This is a genomic window from Bacteroides finegoldii DSM 17565 (assembly GCF_000156195.1).
GTDB lineage: Bacteria > Bacteroidota > Bacteroidia > Bacteroidales > Bacteroidaceae > Bacteroides > Bacteroides finegoldii.
Genome location: NZ_GG688326.1, coordinates 105,019 through 119,936 on the forward strand (window position 1 = coordinate 105,019; position 14,918 = coordinate 119,936).

At 42.9% G+C, this 14,918-nt stretch carries 13 protein-coding genes, 1 pseudogene and 1 riboswitch; of the genes and pseudogenes, 5 read left to right on the forward strand and 9 right to left on the reverse strand.

Annotated features, from left to right (window positions below; genetic code table 11):
* Positions 1-288: 288 nt before the first annotated feature.
* The 9 genes from BACFIN_RS07095 to BACFIN_RS07055 form a co-directional block, all read right to left on the reverse strand.
* The gene (locus BACFIN_RS07095; RefSeq protein WP_007755052.1) at positions 289-897 is read right to left on the reverse strand and encodes a thiamine phosphate synthase; all 609 of its coding nucleotides are present in this window, start codon (positions 895-897) and stop codon (positions 289-291) included.
* A gap of 63 nt (positions 898-960) precedes the next feature.
* Entirely contained in the window at positions 961-1,653 is a 693-nt protein-coding gene (locus BACFIN_RS07090; RefSeq protein WP_007755054.1) for a HesA/MoeB/ThiF family protein, read from the reverse strand.
* Positions 1,654-1,657: 4 nt separating this feature from the next.
* On the reverse strand, positions 1,658-2,782 hold the full coding sequence (gene thiH / locus BACFIN_RS07085; RefSeq protein WP_007755056.1) for a 2-iminoacetate synthase ThiH: 1,125 nt from the start codon (positions 2,780-2,782) through the stop codon (positions 1,658-1,660).
* A 12-nt stretch (positions 2,783-2,794) separates the two neighbouring features.
* A complete protein-coding gene (thiC, locus tag BACFIN_RS07080; protein WP_007755058.1) occupies positions 2,795-4,483 on the reverse strand; it encodes a phosphomethylpyrimidine synthase ThiC in 1,689 nt (562 codons plus the stop codon).
* 34 nt (positions 4,484-4,517) lie between these two features.
* Positions 4,518-5,294 (reverse strand): thiazole synthase, encoded by a 777-nt coding sequence (locus BACFIN_RS07075; protein WP_007755069.1) that lies wholly within the window; start codon positions 5,292-5,294, stop codon positions 4,518-4,520.
* Between the two features lie 32 nt (positions 5,295-5,326).
* On the reverse strand, positions 5,327-5,944 hold the full coding sequence (locus tag BACFIN_RS07070) for a thiamine phosphate synthase (RefSeq protein WP_007755072.1): 618 nt from the start codon (positions 5,942-5,944) through the stop codon (positions 5,327-5,329).
* A 4-nt stretch (positions 5,945-5,948) separates the two neighbouring features.
* Positions 5,949-6,149 (reverse strand): sulfur carrier protein ThiS, encoded by a 201-nt coding sequence (gene thiS / locus BACFIN_RS07065; protein WP_007755075.1) that lies wholly within the window; start codon positions 6,147-6,149, stop codon positions 5,949-5,951.
* A gap of 60 nt (positions 6,150-6,209) precedes the next feature.
* Positions 6,210-6,303: riboswitch (TPP riboswitch) on the reverse strand.
* A 162-nt stretch (positions 6,304-6,465) separates the two neighbouring features.
* Positions 6,466-7,083: a superoxide dismutase gene (locus BACFIN_RS07060; protein WP_007755077.1), complete on the reverse strand. Its 618-nt coding sequence runs from the start codon at positions 7,081-7,083 to the stop codon at positions 6,466-6,468.
* Positions 7,084-7,160: 77 nt separating this feature from the next.
* Entirely contained in the window at positions 7,161-8,900 is a 1,740-nt protein-coding gene (locus BACFIN_RS07055) for a hypothetical protein (protein ID WP_007755080.1), read from the reverse strand.
* Positions 8,901-9,045: 145 nt separating this feature from the next.
* Between BACFIN_RS07055 and BACFIN_RS07050 the strand changes: the two genes are divergently transcribed.
* The 5 genes and pseudogenes from BACFIN_RS07050 (at position 9,046) to BACFIN_RS22375 (ending at position 14,843) form a co-directional block, all read left to right on the forward strand.
* Positions 9,046-11,415, forward strand: coding sequence for an ATP-dependent helicase (locus tag BACFIN_RS07050; protein ID WP_007755083.1), 2,370 nt, complete (start codon positions 9,046-9,048; stop codon positions 11,413-11,415).
* A gap of 22 nt (positions 11,416-11,437) precedes the next feature.
* Positions 11,438-12,121, forward strand: a complete 684-nt coding sequence (locus tag BACFIN_RS07045; protein WP_007755091.1) for a hypothetical protein — start codon at positions 11,438-11,440, stop codon at positions 12,119-12,121.
* A 196-nt stretch (positions 12,122-12,317) separates the two neighbouring features.
* A pseudogene (locus BACFIN_RS21845) lies at positions 12,318-13,129 on the forward strand (AAA family ATPase).
* A gap of 95 nt (positions 13,130-13,224) precedes the next feature.
* Positions 13,225-14,079: an Rpn family recombination-promoting nuclease/putative transposase gene (locus tag BACFIN_RS07035; protein WP_007755098.1), complete on the forward strand. Its 855-nt coding sequence runs from the start codon at positions 13,225-13,227 to the stop codon at positions 14,077-14,079.
* A gap of 254 nt (positions 14,080-14,333) precedes the next feature.
* Positions 14,334-14,843, forward strand: coding sequence for a S26 family signal peptidase (locus BACFIN_RS22375; protein ID WP_157037697.1), 510 nt, complete (start codon positions 14,334-14,336; stop codon positions 14,841-14,843).
* Positions 14,844-14,918 lie beyond the last annotated feature (75 nt).

The window sequence follows — 14,918 nt, forward strand, 5'->3', positions numbered from 1 at the left end:
AAAGAAAGGCAGCATAATCTGACTAAAATAACAGGAAAAACAGGAGAGGTTTTAACTTCCCCTAAAAAAGACATGTACATAATGCATGGGTGGGAAGGAAAAAACAAGAATATGTAAACAATATTCTACAAAAAAGATAGAAGACTGGGAGAGTTGAACGAAAAAATCAAGAGAAAAGCTTTGCTTTACGTGAGCTTTTCTCTTGATTTTTTAGAAAGAGGAACATTTACTGAATATCCCTAAATCTAGTGATTGCAATATAAAATACAAGCCCGGCTCTTTATTCGCTCAATCCGATAGCTTTTTCAGTTTCTTGAAATGCTTGATTACAGCCAGATAATCACGATCGGAACAAGCATCGAATTTATTCCAAAGATCCCCCAATATAACGGCACCGCCAAAGCCGAAGTCCTTAATCTCAAGCAGATTCTCCTCATTGATACCGCCTAATGCCATTACTTTCGAGTCGATGATTTTAGCTTTTTGTGCTTCACGTAATTCTTCGGCGGTATACGTCGAATAATAGTTCACTTTAGAGATACTGTCGTAAATAGGACTCATGAAAACGTAGTCATAAAAATGTTTTCTGTTTTTCACTTCCTCCACAGAATGGCATGAACAACTGATATGCCCGTCATAATCATGTGGCTCCTTGGGATTGCGGGCATTCAGATGAATCCCCATCAAATTGAACTCCTCTTTCATATAGAAATGCTCGTGCGTGACAATACGGCGATGATATTTCTCCGGAATAAGAGTCAGTAACCGTTCAGAGTACATGGCCGGAGTTTCCGGTTTTCTAAGATGTAGAATATCCAATCCCTCTTCAAAAAGAGCAGTGATAATCTTGTCTTCTTCAACGAAGAAAGTGGGTGTGGTGACTACAATTAATTTCATTTCCCTTTGTTAAAATTGGATTCTTTAGCAAAGTTACTAATTAACTATATCAGAAACCAACCTTTATAGTGAAAATTTGTTAGATTGCAATGTCCGCAGGTCAATTGTCCATAGTTCACCGGCTAAAACGTCACCGAAACCACAGATTATCTTTAGAACTTCTGTTGCTTCAATACTTCCTACAACGGCGGGCGTAATTCCCATTACTCCTTTAGAGGGAGGTGACATTCGTTTCATTTCTTCTTCGTCAGGATAAAGATCACGATAACTTTTCTTTCGGTTTCCGTAATTGAAAACCGAGACTTGTCCTTCAAATCCGCAGATAGCGCCATATACATACGGCTTTCCCTGCTTGATGCAGATATCGTTAATCAGATAACGGGTATCGAAATTATCACAGCCGTCCACCACTATATCATATTCTTGGATAATACGGTCTGCGTTTTCCGCAGTCAGTCGGGCAGAGTAGTGTCTTGTCTCAATCTCACTGTTGAGCGAGGTCAAACGTTGGGAGGCACATACGGCTTTCGGCTTTCCCAGCTCCTCTTCGGAATAAAGGACCTGTCGTTGCAGATTGCTGATACTTACTGAATCATCGTCTACCAGACCAAGACAGCCTACGCCTGCACCCGCCAGATAAAGAGCGATGGGAGAGCCTAACCCTCCCACACCTACAATCAGCACTTTTGCCTTTTGCAACTTATTCTGTCCCTCTTCCCCAATCTCAGGAAGTATAATTTGTCTGTCGTATCGCATCGGCCTATCTTTTGAAATCGAACGACTGGTCCCAATCCTTCCAAATAGGTTCACGTCCCAGCTTTTTCAAATCACGTTCCACTTCAACGGCCTTCCGTTCATCGTTGACATGAAACTGCTCTAAAGTTTGGGGATAACTGTAGTATCCTCCCGGTTCGGTCTTACTTTCCGCACTCATGGTCGTTACACCCAGTGTTGCCATGTTGTTGCGTATCTCCGCACTTTCACGGGTAGAATAAGAGATATCTACATCATGGTCGAAGATACGCATGGCGAATGTGAGTTGGGCGAGTTCGCGGTCGTTCATGATGACATTGGGCTGGAAACCTCCATTCTCCGACGGGCGCATACGCGGGAAGTTCACGCTATATTTCGTTTTCCAATAGTGCTTCTGCAGATAGCGCAGATGATAAGCCATCATCGTAACATCTGTCCGCCACTCTTCCAGACCGATCAATACCCCCATACCGATTTTGTGCACACCTGCCTGTCCCATACGGTCGAAGCCATTGACACGCCATTCAAATTTGGACTTCATGCCTCTCGGATGGTACGTCTTGTAATTTGCTTTGTTGTAAGTCTCCTGAAAGCAGATTACTCCGTTCAGGCCATGATTGGTCAGCTCCTTGTATTCTTCTGCTTTAAGCGGCATTACCTCAATCTGGAGATTGCTGAAATAAGGTTTGGCTAAGTCCAAAGCGCGGGCGATATAAGGAACACCCGCTGCTGCGGGATTCTCGCCGGTCACTAGCAAGAGATTCTCGAAAGGAGCCAGACGTTTGATAGCCTTGTACTCGTTGATAATCTCTTCCTCTGTCAGAATGGTTCTTTTCATCGGATTACTGATATGGAAACCGCAATACACACAAGAGTTGGTGCAAGAATTAGTCAGATAGAGCGGAACAAACATAGAGATGGTCTTGCCGAACCGTTCCAATGTATATTTCTGGCTGAGGCGTGCCATCACTTCCAGGTAAGGAGCGGCGGCCGGAGAAATCAATGCCATAAAATCATTGACGTCCAGATGCTCTTTCTTACCCAATGCACGTCGTACGTCTGCATCTGTTTTGGAATAGATGGCTTTTGTCGTCTCTTCCCAAGATATTTTTTCTAATTCGTCTGAAAACATAATTTTTAGTGATTAGTTTTTGTTCTTCTTTAAATCACGTGACAATCGCATCGCGCAGAAATTAGGTCCGCACATCGTACAGTATTCTCCGTCGATATGATGTCCTGCACGGAAGTAGCTTTGTGCACGTTCCGGGTCAAGTGATAAATCAAACTGGTCTTTCCAACGGAACTCATACCGGGCTTTGCTCAATGCATTATCACGTACCTGTGCTCCCGGATGTCCTTTGGCGAGGTCGGCGGCATGGGCGGCAATCTTATAAGTGATGACTCCCACACGTACGTCTTCTTTGTCCGGCAGGGCAAGATGTTCCTTAGGAGTGACATAGCAAAGCATTGCCGTTCCCAACCATCCGATTTGTGCCGCACCGATGGCGGAAGTGATATGATCATATCCCGGAGCAATATCCGTTACCAGAGGGCCGAGTGTATAGAACGGCGCATCGTGGCATTTCTCAATCTGGCGTTCCATATTTTCTTTGATCTTGTGCATCGGAACGTGTCCGGGGCCTTCGATGAATGCTTGCACATTCTTATCCCATGCGCGTAACACTAATTCTCCCATTGTATCCAATTCTGCAAACTGCGCTTCGTCATTGGCATCGTAGATAGAACCCGGACGAAGTCCGTCGCCCAAAGATACTGCCACATCATACTGTGCCAGAATATCGCAGATGTCGTCAAAGTGTTCATATAAGAAACTTTCCCGGTCGTGCACCAGACACCATTTGCTCATGATACTTCCTCCGCGACTGACAATACCGCACAACCGCTTGTCGGCAAGATGGACATTGTGCCGACGGATACCTGCATGGATGGTAAAGTAATCCACTCCTTGTTCGCATTGTTCAATCAAAGTATCCCGGTAAATTTCCCAAGTCAGGTCTTCCACCACACCGTTTACTTTCTCAAGAGCCTGATAGATAGGGACTGTGCCGACGGGTACGGGGCAGTTGCGGATAATCCATTCACGTGTCTCATGAATGTTTTCTCCGGTAGAGAGATCCATCAACGTATCGCCTCCCCATTTGCAACTCCATAATGCTTTTTCTACCTCTTCGTCAATGCTCGAAGTAGTAGCCGAGTTTCCGATATTCGTATTGATTTTTACCAGAAAGTTACGTCCGATAATCATCGGTTCGGCTTCCGGATGATTAATGTTGGCGGGCAGTACGGCACGTCCTTCCGCAATCTCCTGGCGGACAAATTCGGGAGTGATATAAGTCTTGATTCCTAACTCTTCGCAATTCATATTTTCACGGATGGCCACATACTCCATCTCTGGGGTGATAATTCCCTTTTTGGCGTATGCCATTTGAGTAATAGCCTCTCCTTTTTTTGCCCGATAAGGCAGAGCGATATGCTCAAAACGCAGGTGGTCGAGGCTTTTGTCGTTCCGTCTCATTTGTCCGTATTCGGAAGTGATTTCGGGTAGTTGCTCCACATCACCACGACCGACAATCCATTCTTCACGCATTCGGGGCAAGCCTTTTTTGAGATCAATACTCATTTCCGTATCACTGAACGGTCCGCTGGTGTCATACATATATACTTCCGGATTGGGAGTTACAATCTTTTCTTCGCCTTTAAAACTGACACTGGGCACTTGTTCCACTTTCCGCATGGCAACGCGGATATTCGGATAAAGTTTTCCGGGCAAATATACTTTCTGAGAGCGGGGAAATTTTATTTTTTGTTCCATAATTGTTCTTTTAGCAGTCGGCTACTTATTCATATTATTTATCTAAAAAAGCAGTCAGCGGTGAGCTGGCTTCGGCTATAAAGTTGTCCGCTTGCAGTCCTAATCCCGCTTCGTATGCCTGTCTTCCGGCTTCGGTGGCAGCTTTGAAAGCCTTCGCCATTTCTACCGGGTTTCCGGCAACGGCAATTGCTGTATTTACCAGTACCGCGGAAGCTCCCAGTTCCATTGCTTCAGCGGCATGGCTTGGCGCACCGATACCTGCATCAACGACAACAGGGATACCTGCCTGCTCGATAATAATCTGTAGGAATTCTTTGGTCTGCAATCCTTTATTTGTGCCGATCGGAGCGCCGAGAGGCATAACGGTAGCTGCTCCGGCTTCTTCCAATCGTTTACAAAGCACGGGGTCTGCCTGACAATAAGGCAATACGACGAAACCTAGTTTCACCAACTCTTCCGTAGCTTTCAGTGTCTCGATAGAGTCGGGGAGCAGGTAGCGGGGATCGGGGTGAATCTCTAGTTTCAGCCAATTCGTTCCGAACGCTTCACGCGCCATTTGTGCGGCAAACACAGCCTCTTCCGCATCGCGTACACCGGAAGTGTTGGGTAATAACTGGATATTCGGATGGATAATATGTTTCAGCATATCGTCCTCTTTGTTGTCCATGTCAATACGTTTCATGGCAACCGTTACCATTTCTGTGCCCGAAGCCAAAATAGATTGCTCCATTATTTCATTGGAGTTGAATTTTCCTGTTCCCAAGAAAAGGCGTGAGCTGAATTCACGTCCTGCAATTACTAACTTTTCCATGTCTTTTGGAATTTAGAATTATAGATGTTGATTTATGAATTACTTAGAATCTTCCGTGTTTCCTCTACCGGATTTTCCGCCCGGAGAATCGTTCCGGACAAGGCGATGCCATTGACTCCTGTGCGGAGGATATCGGGGATATCTTCGTTGGTGATTCCTCCGATAGCTACTACCGGAAGGTTGATATTTGCTTCTTTCATTTGTGAAAGGATGGAAGCGTAACCTTCCAGACCGAGTAGGGGACTTAAATTCTTTTTAGTGGTGGTGAAGCGGAAGGGACCGATCCCCAAGTAATCGGCTCCGGCGCGGTAATGTTGTACGACATCCTCGAAGGTATTGGCCGTGCCACCGATGATAAAAGCTTCTCCGAGTATCTGTCGTGCCTGGTCGATGGGCATATCCTTCTTTCCCAGATGTACACCGTCCACTTCCAGTTTCTTGACTAATTCGACATGATCATCGAGAACTAAGATAGCTTCGTGTTCCTTACAGAGTGGCTTCAGTTGCAGCGCCACTTGTTCCACCTCCTCAAGAGGAGCTTCTTTCATGCGTAGTTGGATCCATTTGCACCCTCCTTCGAGTGCCATACGTGCCGATTCGAAATATGAATACCGTTCGGTCTGATGTGTGATAAATTGCAGACTAATCATTTTCTTATCCTCCGCAAGCTGCCTTGATAATTACCAGATTGTCATTCTCATGCAATACGAAACGTTCCCATTCGGTACGGGGAATCATTTTGTTGTTTACCGCGATAGCAATGCCTTGAACGGGAAGTTCGAGTTGCGTCGTCAGCTGTGTAAGGGTAGAGTTGGGAATAAGTTCCACCTCTTTGTTGTTCACTTGTACTTTCATTGTCCTATCAGAATAAATAAGTTGAAAGTAAATACAAAGAGCGTGCTTTTACGGAAAGGCGATAAGAAGAAACACAATCCCTACGTCAGTGCTAACTGCATCAGGTTCTTAGGGTATAATCTCAGCCCCTCATGGGGCACCCCTTTGTCTTTACGGGAGCAAAGTAAGTGAAAAAGAAACATAAAAACACTACATCGGTTGATTTTTTTTCATTTTTCTGTCGGATATTTGTGTTGGTGGCATCTATATAGCCTAAACAAGGTCGCTGTGAAAATCACAACGACCTTGTTCAAGTATAGTTTAGTCAGTAAATCCGTTACATTCTGTTTTCCACCACATCCCAGTCGATGATACTCCACAGGGCATTGACATGGTCGGCGCGACGGTTCTGGTAATCCAAGTAGTAAGAGTGTTCCCACACGTCAAAACCGAGAAGCGGTTTCAATCCGGCACGTACAGGGTTACTGCCGTTTCCTTCTTTGGTGATGTGCAGTTTTCCGTTTTTATCAACGGACAACCAGGCCCATCCTGAACCGAATAATCCTACCGCTGCCGCATTGAATTCTTTCTTGAAGTTTTCAAAGCTGCCGAAGTCACGCTTGATGGCTTCTCCCAGTTTGCCTGTCGGTTCTTTCTTGGCAGGTTTGGGGGCAAATTGCAGGAAATATAGATTGTGGTTCAATACTTGTCCGGCGTTATTGAATATAGCTCCGTCCGGTGCGGTGGCAACGATTTCTTCCACCTTTTTACCTTCATATTCGGTTCCGGGCACGAGGCTGTTCAGATTATTTACATACGTTTGTAGATGTTTCCCGTAATGGAAATCTATCGTTTGCTGACTGATTACAGGTTCCAACGCATTGTTTGCGTAAGGAAGTTTAGGCATTTCGTAAGTCATGGTCATCATAATTAAAGACATTAATATAGTATTCATAATGTTACAAGTTTTAAATGGCTTGTTATACTATAATAACAGAAGCATTTGGTAAAAGGTTCGCAGTATCTTCACTTTTATTTATAAATATACTGTACCCGTTCCACCTCTTGGGGATTTCCGCGATTTGTACGGCAGACCCATTGCCCTGTATTATCATATTCATAATAAGAATTTCCGTCAATCGGATTGCCATATTTATCATACATACAAGTCAGGTAACCGGATGTTTTCTGGTTATTGCCTAAAATACGCTGATAAGCTATCTGAGTTAAATAACCGTATTTGTCATATTCATAAGTATCTTTTTGGGAGATAACCTGATCGGCGGGGTTAGCCATAAGCAGGTTCTGATGTTGCGATGCGGTCAATCTGCCTTTTTCATCGTACTTGTTCGCTGTGTATGCTTGGAGTTCTCCGTTCTTATTATATTCTTTGGCTTCAGTCAATAAGCCTTGTTTATTGTATGTGCTGATAATCGACCTTCCGTCCATATATTTAAGTGAATCGCTCTCGATGCTCCCGTCGGCACCGATACGGCGTGTCCTTCGGTAAATGTCCGTTTTGGTCTTGGGATTTGTCTGCACTTCAAAAATGCAGTGGCCTTGAGGGTCATACAGTCTGTTTGTTTGCACCTCCTCACTCACCTGACCGTTTTTCATAGTCAGGGATAATATAGAGACAAGCTGCCCCTTGTCATTGTACGAATAAGTGATTGACACATTCCCAGTGCTGTCGTTGGCGGCAGACTTGATCAGTCGTCCCGCATTGTAATATTTTACGGAAGTGGGAGTGGAGATGATTGTCTGTAGAATGAATGGAGCTCGTAGCGCATTGGCTTGATCACGGAACTCTTTGTACTTATGTGTACTGAGGAATGCCTGCAACAAACCCAAAGATTCGGAATTGGTTATTGCCGGTTTCAAAAGTTCAAAATCAGCTTTCTCGCTAAGATATTCGAGGTCGTCCAGATGGGTACGTGCTGAGGAACTCAGATAAGGGTTGCGTTTATAATCGTCAATAACCTGCCGGAGGGCGGTTGCATTGTTTCCCTCTCGCAGACTGTCGATACAATGGAATAGAAAATCATCATATAAAGCTTGGACTTCTGGCAAAAACGGGCGCGTTTCTTTGTCCGTGAAAAACTTTAGCATTGCCGGATCGTCAAAAAAAGCTTTGAAATTTTCCTGTGACGGGTTATGCTTTACAATCCCGTATAACCGTTTGTTTTCGGCAGCATTGATTTGTGGGATAAATTTCCCGTTCGGATATTCCGCTATATATGTCTGATATGTGCTGAGTGCAGGCGCTGTCAGCATACCTTCCAATAAAGCCAATTCGCGGATATTCCGTATCTTCTGTGCAATAACGGAGTCTGCCGTATAGCCGCTTGAACGAATACTGTCCAGCAGTGTACGGCTGAAAGGTATCTGTTCTTTCGAAGCCTCCAATATGTGGATAATAGCCTGTTCCGCTCTGTCCTGTACGTTCGGAAGCGGTATTTTCTCTTCCTCACAGATGTTGGAGAAGTAGGCGTTGGCCGCTTTCCCGTAACATCCGAAATAATCGGTTGCGGCTTGTTCACTTTGTTCGTTCCACAACCCGTTGAGGACATCCAGCAGGGCCAGTTCTTCGGCATAATATGCCTTCGTGTCGTTGTCTACCTTTTCTCGGTTCTTCTGCCATTTTTCCGTATCATTATCGTTCAGATACCTTAGCAGTTTTTCCATACGGCTTTGTTTTTGCGCCATAGCCTGTGGAATGCAGGCGACTAGGCTTAAACTCAAAATAATTGATAACAATATACTTTTTTTCATTGCTTTGGGGGTTAGGTTAAAATAGTTAGTGACGAAAAATTATAAAAATACCGTCATTCTCAAATGAATATTATACTTTTGTATTCAGAACAAATTTGAATGCCGAGAGTTTGTTAAAAAACTACATTGTTTTTATAATGCTGTTATGGATATCAATTATATAAAGGAATTGAATGAGAGTCAGTGTGCGGCGGTGACTTACAATGACGGGCCTTCGCTAGTGATAGCCGGTGCGGGTTCGGGTAAGACACGTGTGCTGACTTATAAAATAGCCTATCTGTTGGAGAACGGTTACAATCCGTGGAATATTCTTGCACTTACCTTTACCAATAAGGCGGCACGTGAGATGAAAGAACGTATTGCCCGACAAGTGGGGGCGGAACGGGCACGTTACTTGTGGATGGGTACATTTCATTCCATCTTCTCCCGTATTCTTCGTGCTGAGGCGCAATATATCGGCTTTACCTCCCAGTTTACAATCTACGACACGGCTGATAGTAAAAGTCTGCTTCGTTCTATTATTAAAGAAATGGGACTGGACGAAAAGACTTATAAACCGGGAACGGTACAAGCCCGCATCTCCAATGCAAAGAATCATTTGGTCACTCCTACGGGATACGCTGCCAATAAAGAAGCATATGAAGGCGATATGGCTGTAAAAATGCCTGCTATTCGTGATATCTATACCCGTTATTGGGAAAGGTGTCGTCAGGCGGGAGCTATGGATTTTGATGATCTGCTGGTATATACTTATATCTTATTTCGTGATTATCCGGAAATATTGGCACGTTATCAAGACCAATTCCGATATATACTCGTTGATGAGTATCAAGATACTAATTATGCGCAACATAGCATTGTTCTGCAATTGGCGAAAGAAAATCAGCATGTTTGTGTTGTTGGCGATGATGCACAAAGCATTTACTCTTTTCGTGGAGCGGATATTGATAATATCCTTTACTTTACGAAGACATATCCGAATACGAAAGTTTTCAAGTTGGAGCAGAACTATCGTTCCACACAGACCATTGTTTGTGCTGCCAACAGCTTGATAGAAAAGAATGAGCGCCAGATACGTAAAGCCGTATTTTCCGAAAAGGAGAAAGGGGAAGCTATCGGTGTATTTCAGGCATATAGTGATGTGGAAGAAGGGGATATCGTTGCTAATAAGGTAGCTGAACTTCGTCGGGAATATCATTACGGGTATGCTGATTTTGCTATCCTATATCGTACGAATGCACAAAGTCGTATTTTTGAGGAAGCTCTTCGGAAACGGAGTATGCCTTATAAAATTTATGGCGGACTTTCATTCTACCAACGTAAAGAGATAAAAGATGTGATTGCTTATTTCCGTTTGGTGGTGAATCCGAACGATGAAGAAGCATTCAAACGAATTATTAATTATCCTGCTCGTGGTATCGGAGATACTACGGTCGGTAAAATCATATCAGCGGCAACTGATCATGGAGTCAGTCTGTGGTCAACGCTTTGTGAACCGTTGACCTATGGACTGAACATCAACAAAGGTACTCATGCAAAGCTGCAAGGTTTTCGTGCATTGATCGAGGGTTTTATAACCGGTCAGGCGGATAAGAATGCGTACGAGATAGGTGTGGATATTATCCGTCAATCGGGTATTATGAACGATGTGTGTCAGGATACTTCTCCGGAGAACCTGAGCCGTAAGGAAAACATAGAAGAATTGGTGAATGGAATGAATGATTTCTGTGCTTTGCGGCAGGAGGAAGGCAATCCGAATATATCTCTTACCGATTTTCTTTCAGAGATTGCGTTGCTCACCGATCAGGATTCCGACAAAGCGGATGACGGAGAAAAGATAACATTGATGACAGTTCATTCCGCCAAAGGGTTGGAATTTAAGAATGTTTTTGTAGTCGGTCTGGAAGAAAACCTATTCCCAAGTGGGATGGTTGGCGATTCTCCCCGTGCATTGGAGGAAGAACGCCGTTTGTTCTATGTCGCCATTACCCGTGCAGAGGAACATTGCTACTTGTCTTTTGCCAAAACCCGCTTCCGTTATGGAAAGATGGAGCTTGGGAGTCCCAGTCGTTTCTTGCGTGATATTGATATCCATTATTTGAAGATGCCACACGAAGCGGGAATCAGTCGTTCGGTGGATGAAGGCGCAGGACGTTTCCGCAGGGAGATTGAAGGAGGATTCACTCATTCTGCTTCTCCATCGCGTACTACACCTTTTGGAAGTGCTTCTTCGGAACGAAAGGAGCGACCGAAAGCTCAGATAATAGCTCCCAGTGTGCCGAGAAATTTGAAAAAGGTAAGCACGGTAAGTGGCGGTTCTCAAGCGATGTCTTCCGGTCCGGTGTCGGTTGCAGGATTACAAGCCGGACAGAGAATTGAACATGAACGTTTTGGTTTGGGAGAAGTGATGAAGGTAGAAGGCACGGGAGACAATGCAAAAGCAACTATTCATTTTAAAAATGCGGGAGAGAAACAACTATTATTGCGTTTCGCTCGTTTTAAGGTAATAGAATAAAAATATTAAAATAGAAAGGCTCATGAAGAAACAACTAACAGTATTTTTGCTTTCCGTTTTACTTTTGAGCGGATGTGCATCAGGGCGTATGGGTAATCCGGGAGCTATCGTGGCCGGTGCTTCTATCGGAGGTAGTTTGGGAGGTTCGATAGGTGGATTGATTGGAGATAATAATCGAGGTTGGCGAGGTGGTTATCGTGGCTCTGCTATTGGCAATATTGTAGGGACTATTGCCGGTGCGGCGATAGGCAGTGCGTTGACCGCACCGCGACAAGAGCCGATAGAGGATGACGCATACGTTCCCGAAGTTCGTGAGGTTCGTGTGCAGAAATATAAGAAACAGCCGGTTCGGCAGCCTGTTTCTCAATTGAAACTACGTAGAATCCGTTTTATAGATGATAATCGCAGTCATGTGATTGATGCGGGAGAGAACAGTAAGATTATCTTTGAGATTATGAATGAAGACCGGAAGCCTGTTTATAACGTAGTTCCGGTGGTGGAAACCGTAGGCAAGGTGAAGCATATCGGCATTTCTCCTTCGGTAATGGTCGAAGAAATTTTGCCGGGCGAAGGCATTCGTTATACGGCTTCCATACATGCCGGTAATAGATTGAAAGACGGCGAAGTAACGTTCCGTGTAGCAGTGGCAGATGAAAATGGGGTGATCTGCGACTCGCAGGAGTTTACTCTGCCTACACAGCGTTGAAATTAGAAATAATAGCCCGAATAATCCGGTTTAAACATAGTGACAGTATATGCCTGGAATAGCGTCACTATCTTAATAGTATTTGATTGCAAAGATATAAAACTTCTCATTATAAACGAATATATAATGCTGAAATTGCTCATTGTGAATGAGTGAAAAATGATAACACTTCTTTCAACTAATGCATTAGGTTTATATGAAAGAGATATTTAGAAGATACCCTATCGGGATACAGAATTTCGAGGATTTGCGCAATAATAATTGTGTGTATATTGATAAAACAGCGTTAATTTATCAATTGACTCATACTGATAAAGTTTATTTTCTTAGCCGTCCCCGCCGTTTTGGAAAAAGTCTTCTAATCTCTACTCTTGAAGCTTATTTTTCCGGAAAGAAAGAGTTGTTCGAAGGATTGGCTATGGAACAGTTAGAGAAAGAATGGACTGTTTATCCTGTGTTGCATATTGATTTTTTAGTGAGCTGAATAACTTACAGAATATCAGTATGAGCGATGATTATAGTGCTATTTGTGGTATTACAGAGCAAGAGTTGCTAAGTCAGATGCAACCGGATATTGAGAGGATAGCTCAAGCAAATGATGAAACCTATGAAGAAGCTTGTCGGCATTTGAAACGGCAGTATGACGGTTATCATTTCAGCAAGAATTGTGAAGATATTTACAATCCGTTCAGCCTTTTCAATGCCTTTTCGCAAAAAGATTATAAGAGCTTTTGGTTCTCTACCGGTACATCCACTTTGTTGATTGAAATGTTACAGCGAATGGATTTGAATGCCATTGGTAGGACTGACGTGGTAATAAAGATGCCCGATGCAATTTATGTATTTGAATTTAAGATAGATGGAACTCCCGAAGAAGCATTGGCTCAAATTAATAGTAAACAATATGCTATTCCTTACGAGATAGATCATCGCAAGGTTGTTAAGGTTGGAGTGAATTTTGATAGTATAACACGGACTTTGGGAGAGTGGGTGATAGAATATTCTTAGACAGAAAGAAATAGAAGGATATATATTTGAAATCAAACATTTTCTGCTTACCTTTGTTGGTATGAAAAAAAGAAAACGGGAAAGGAGACGAACTTATGGGAAGTAATTATATTCGTTTCGATTGGGCTATGAAACGCTTATTGCGTAATAAAGCCAATTTTGCAGTTCTCGAGGGCTTTCTTACCACTCTTCTAAATGAAAAGATAGTCATTCAGAAGTTGTTGGAAAGTGAAAGCAATCAAGAGGACGAGTTTGACAAGTATAATTGGGTAGATATGCTTGCGGAGAACTCAAAAGGCGAATTTATTTTGATTGAAGTTCAAAATAATAATGAGTATGCGTATTTCCAACGTATGCTATTCGGTACTTCGAAATTGGTCACTGAATATATAAATCGCGGGGAAGGGTATGATAATGTAAGGAAAGTATATAGTGTCAATATTATATATTTCTCTTTAGGGAATGGAAAGGATGTTGTATATCATGGAAAAACAGAATTCCGCGGAATCCATGAGGGAGATGTTTTGGAATTGACTCCTTTCCAAAAACAGACATTCAAAGTAGACAGTGTCAGTCAGCTTTATCCCGAATATTATATTTTGAAGGTCAATGATTTCAATCAAGTAGCCCGGAGTCCATTGGAGGAATGGATTTATTATATGAATACAGGTGATATACCTGATAGTGCAACAGCGCCGGGATTGGATGAGGCTCGTCAACGCTTGAAACTGGATAGGATGACTAAAGAAGAATTAAATGCTTATTATCGTCATTTGAATAACATAGTGATTCTACGAGATAATATATATACCGAACGTGCAGAGGGTCGTGCAGAGGGACGTATGGAAGAAAAAAGAGAAATGGTACATAATATGAAATCATTAAATATTCCACTTGATACTATTTCTCAAGTTACAGGACTATCCATTGAAGAAATAAAAAGCTTATAATAGGATTGCCACAAAATATCGTGAATTTTAAAAAAAGATAAAGACAACGCTTCCATTTATATTGGGAGCGTTTTTTGTTGGATGTAATTTGCATAACCTATTTTATTGACATACATCTGCTTGATCTAAAAACGAGACATAAATTGATAAATGCGGATTATCGTTTTCACCTTTTATAATCCCCCATAGATATTCATTGGGCAAAGAGGTATCCACCTTACGATATAGGCTTGTATCCCATTGCTAGCAAACAGGTGAAACTAGAAGACTGTGCCATGGAACCGACATTGAAGGATGGCGACCGGATATTGGTTAATAAGATGATAAATGGGGCTCGCCTGTTTGATGTGTTTGCTGTATTGAATAATGAGGACGTTGTTATCCACCGGACACCCGGATTGGGGAATTTCAAGAGAAATGATATACAGGTTTTTAATTTCCCTTATCAAATGAATCGTTGGGATAGTGTAAGGTTCGATGTAATGCAATATTACGTAAAGCGATGTATTGTTTTGCCAGGAGATACGTTAGAGATTCGGGGCGGATTTTATAAAATACGTGGATGTGACGAACAATTGGGAAATTACAGCGCTCAACACGATCTTGCGAACTTGGATCATCCGGAGCAGTATGGTATTGTGGTCAGTACATTTCCGTATGACAAACAAATTGGATGGACTATCTGTGAGTTCGGACCTTTGCCGATTCCCAAGAAAGAACAGACAGTAATGATGAACCGTACAAACTGTCTTTTGTACAGATAGTTGATAGGGTGGGAACAGAAGAAGAAACTACGTATAAAAGACGGACAAATATTGCTGGGAGACAGTGCGACTACC

Coding starts and splice junctions, on each gene's coding strand:
- BACFIN_RS07095 (WP_007755052.1), bottom strand. CDS start 897: ATGAAATTAATTGTAGTCACCACACCCACTTTCTTCGTTGAAGAAGAC.
- BACFIN_RS07090 (WP_007755054.1), bottom strand. CDS start 1,653: ATGCGATACGACAGACAAATTATACTTCCTGAGATTGGGGAAGAGGGA.
- thiH (WP_007755056.1), bottom strand. CDS start 2,782: ATGTTTTCAGACGAATTAGAAAAAATATCTTGGGAAGAGACGACAAAA.
- thiC (WP_007755058.1), bottom strand. CDS start 4,483: ATGGAACAAAAAATAAAATTTCCCCGCTCTCAGAAAGTATATTTGCCC.
- BACFIN_RS07075 (WP_007755069.1), bottom strand. CDS start 5,294: ATGGAAAAGTTAGTAATTGCAGGACGTGAATTCAGCTCACGCCTTTTC.
- BACFIN_RS07070 (WP_007755072.1), bottom strand. CDS start 5,944: ATGATTAGTCTGCAATTTATCACACATCAGACCGAACGGTATTCATAT.
- thiS (WP_007755075.1), bottom strand. CDS start 6,149: ATGAAAGTACAAGTGAACAACAAAGAGGTGGAACTTATTCCCAACTCT.
- BACFIN_RS07060 (WP_007755077.1), bottom strand. CDS start 7,083: ATGAATACTATATTAATGTCTTTAATTATGATGACCATGACTTACGAA.
- BACFIN_RS07055 (WP_007755080.1), bottom strand. CDS start 8,900: ATGAAAAAAAGTATATTGTTATCAATTATTTTGAGTTTAAGCCTAGTC.
- BACFIN_RS07050 (WP_007755083.1), top strand. CDS start 9,046: ATGGATATCAATTATATAAAGGAATTGAATGAGAGTCAGTGTGCGGCG.
- BACFIN_RS07045 (WP_007755091.1), top strand. CDS start 11,438: ATGAAGAAACAACTAACAGTATTTTTGCTTTCCGTTTTACTTTTGAGC.
- BACFIN_RS07035 (WP_007755098.1), top strand. CDS start 13,225: ATGGGAAGTAATTATATTCGTTTCGATTGGGCTATGAAACGCTTATTG.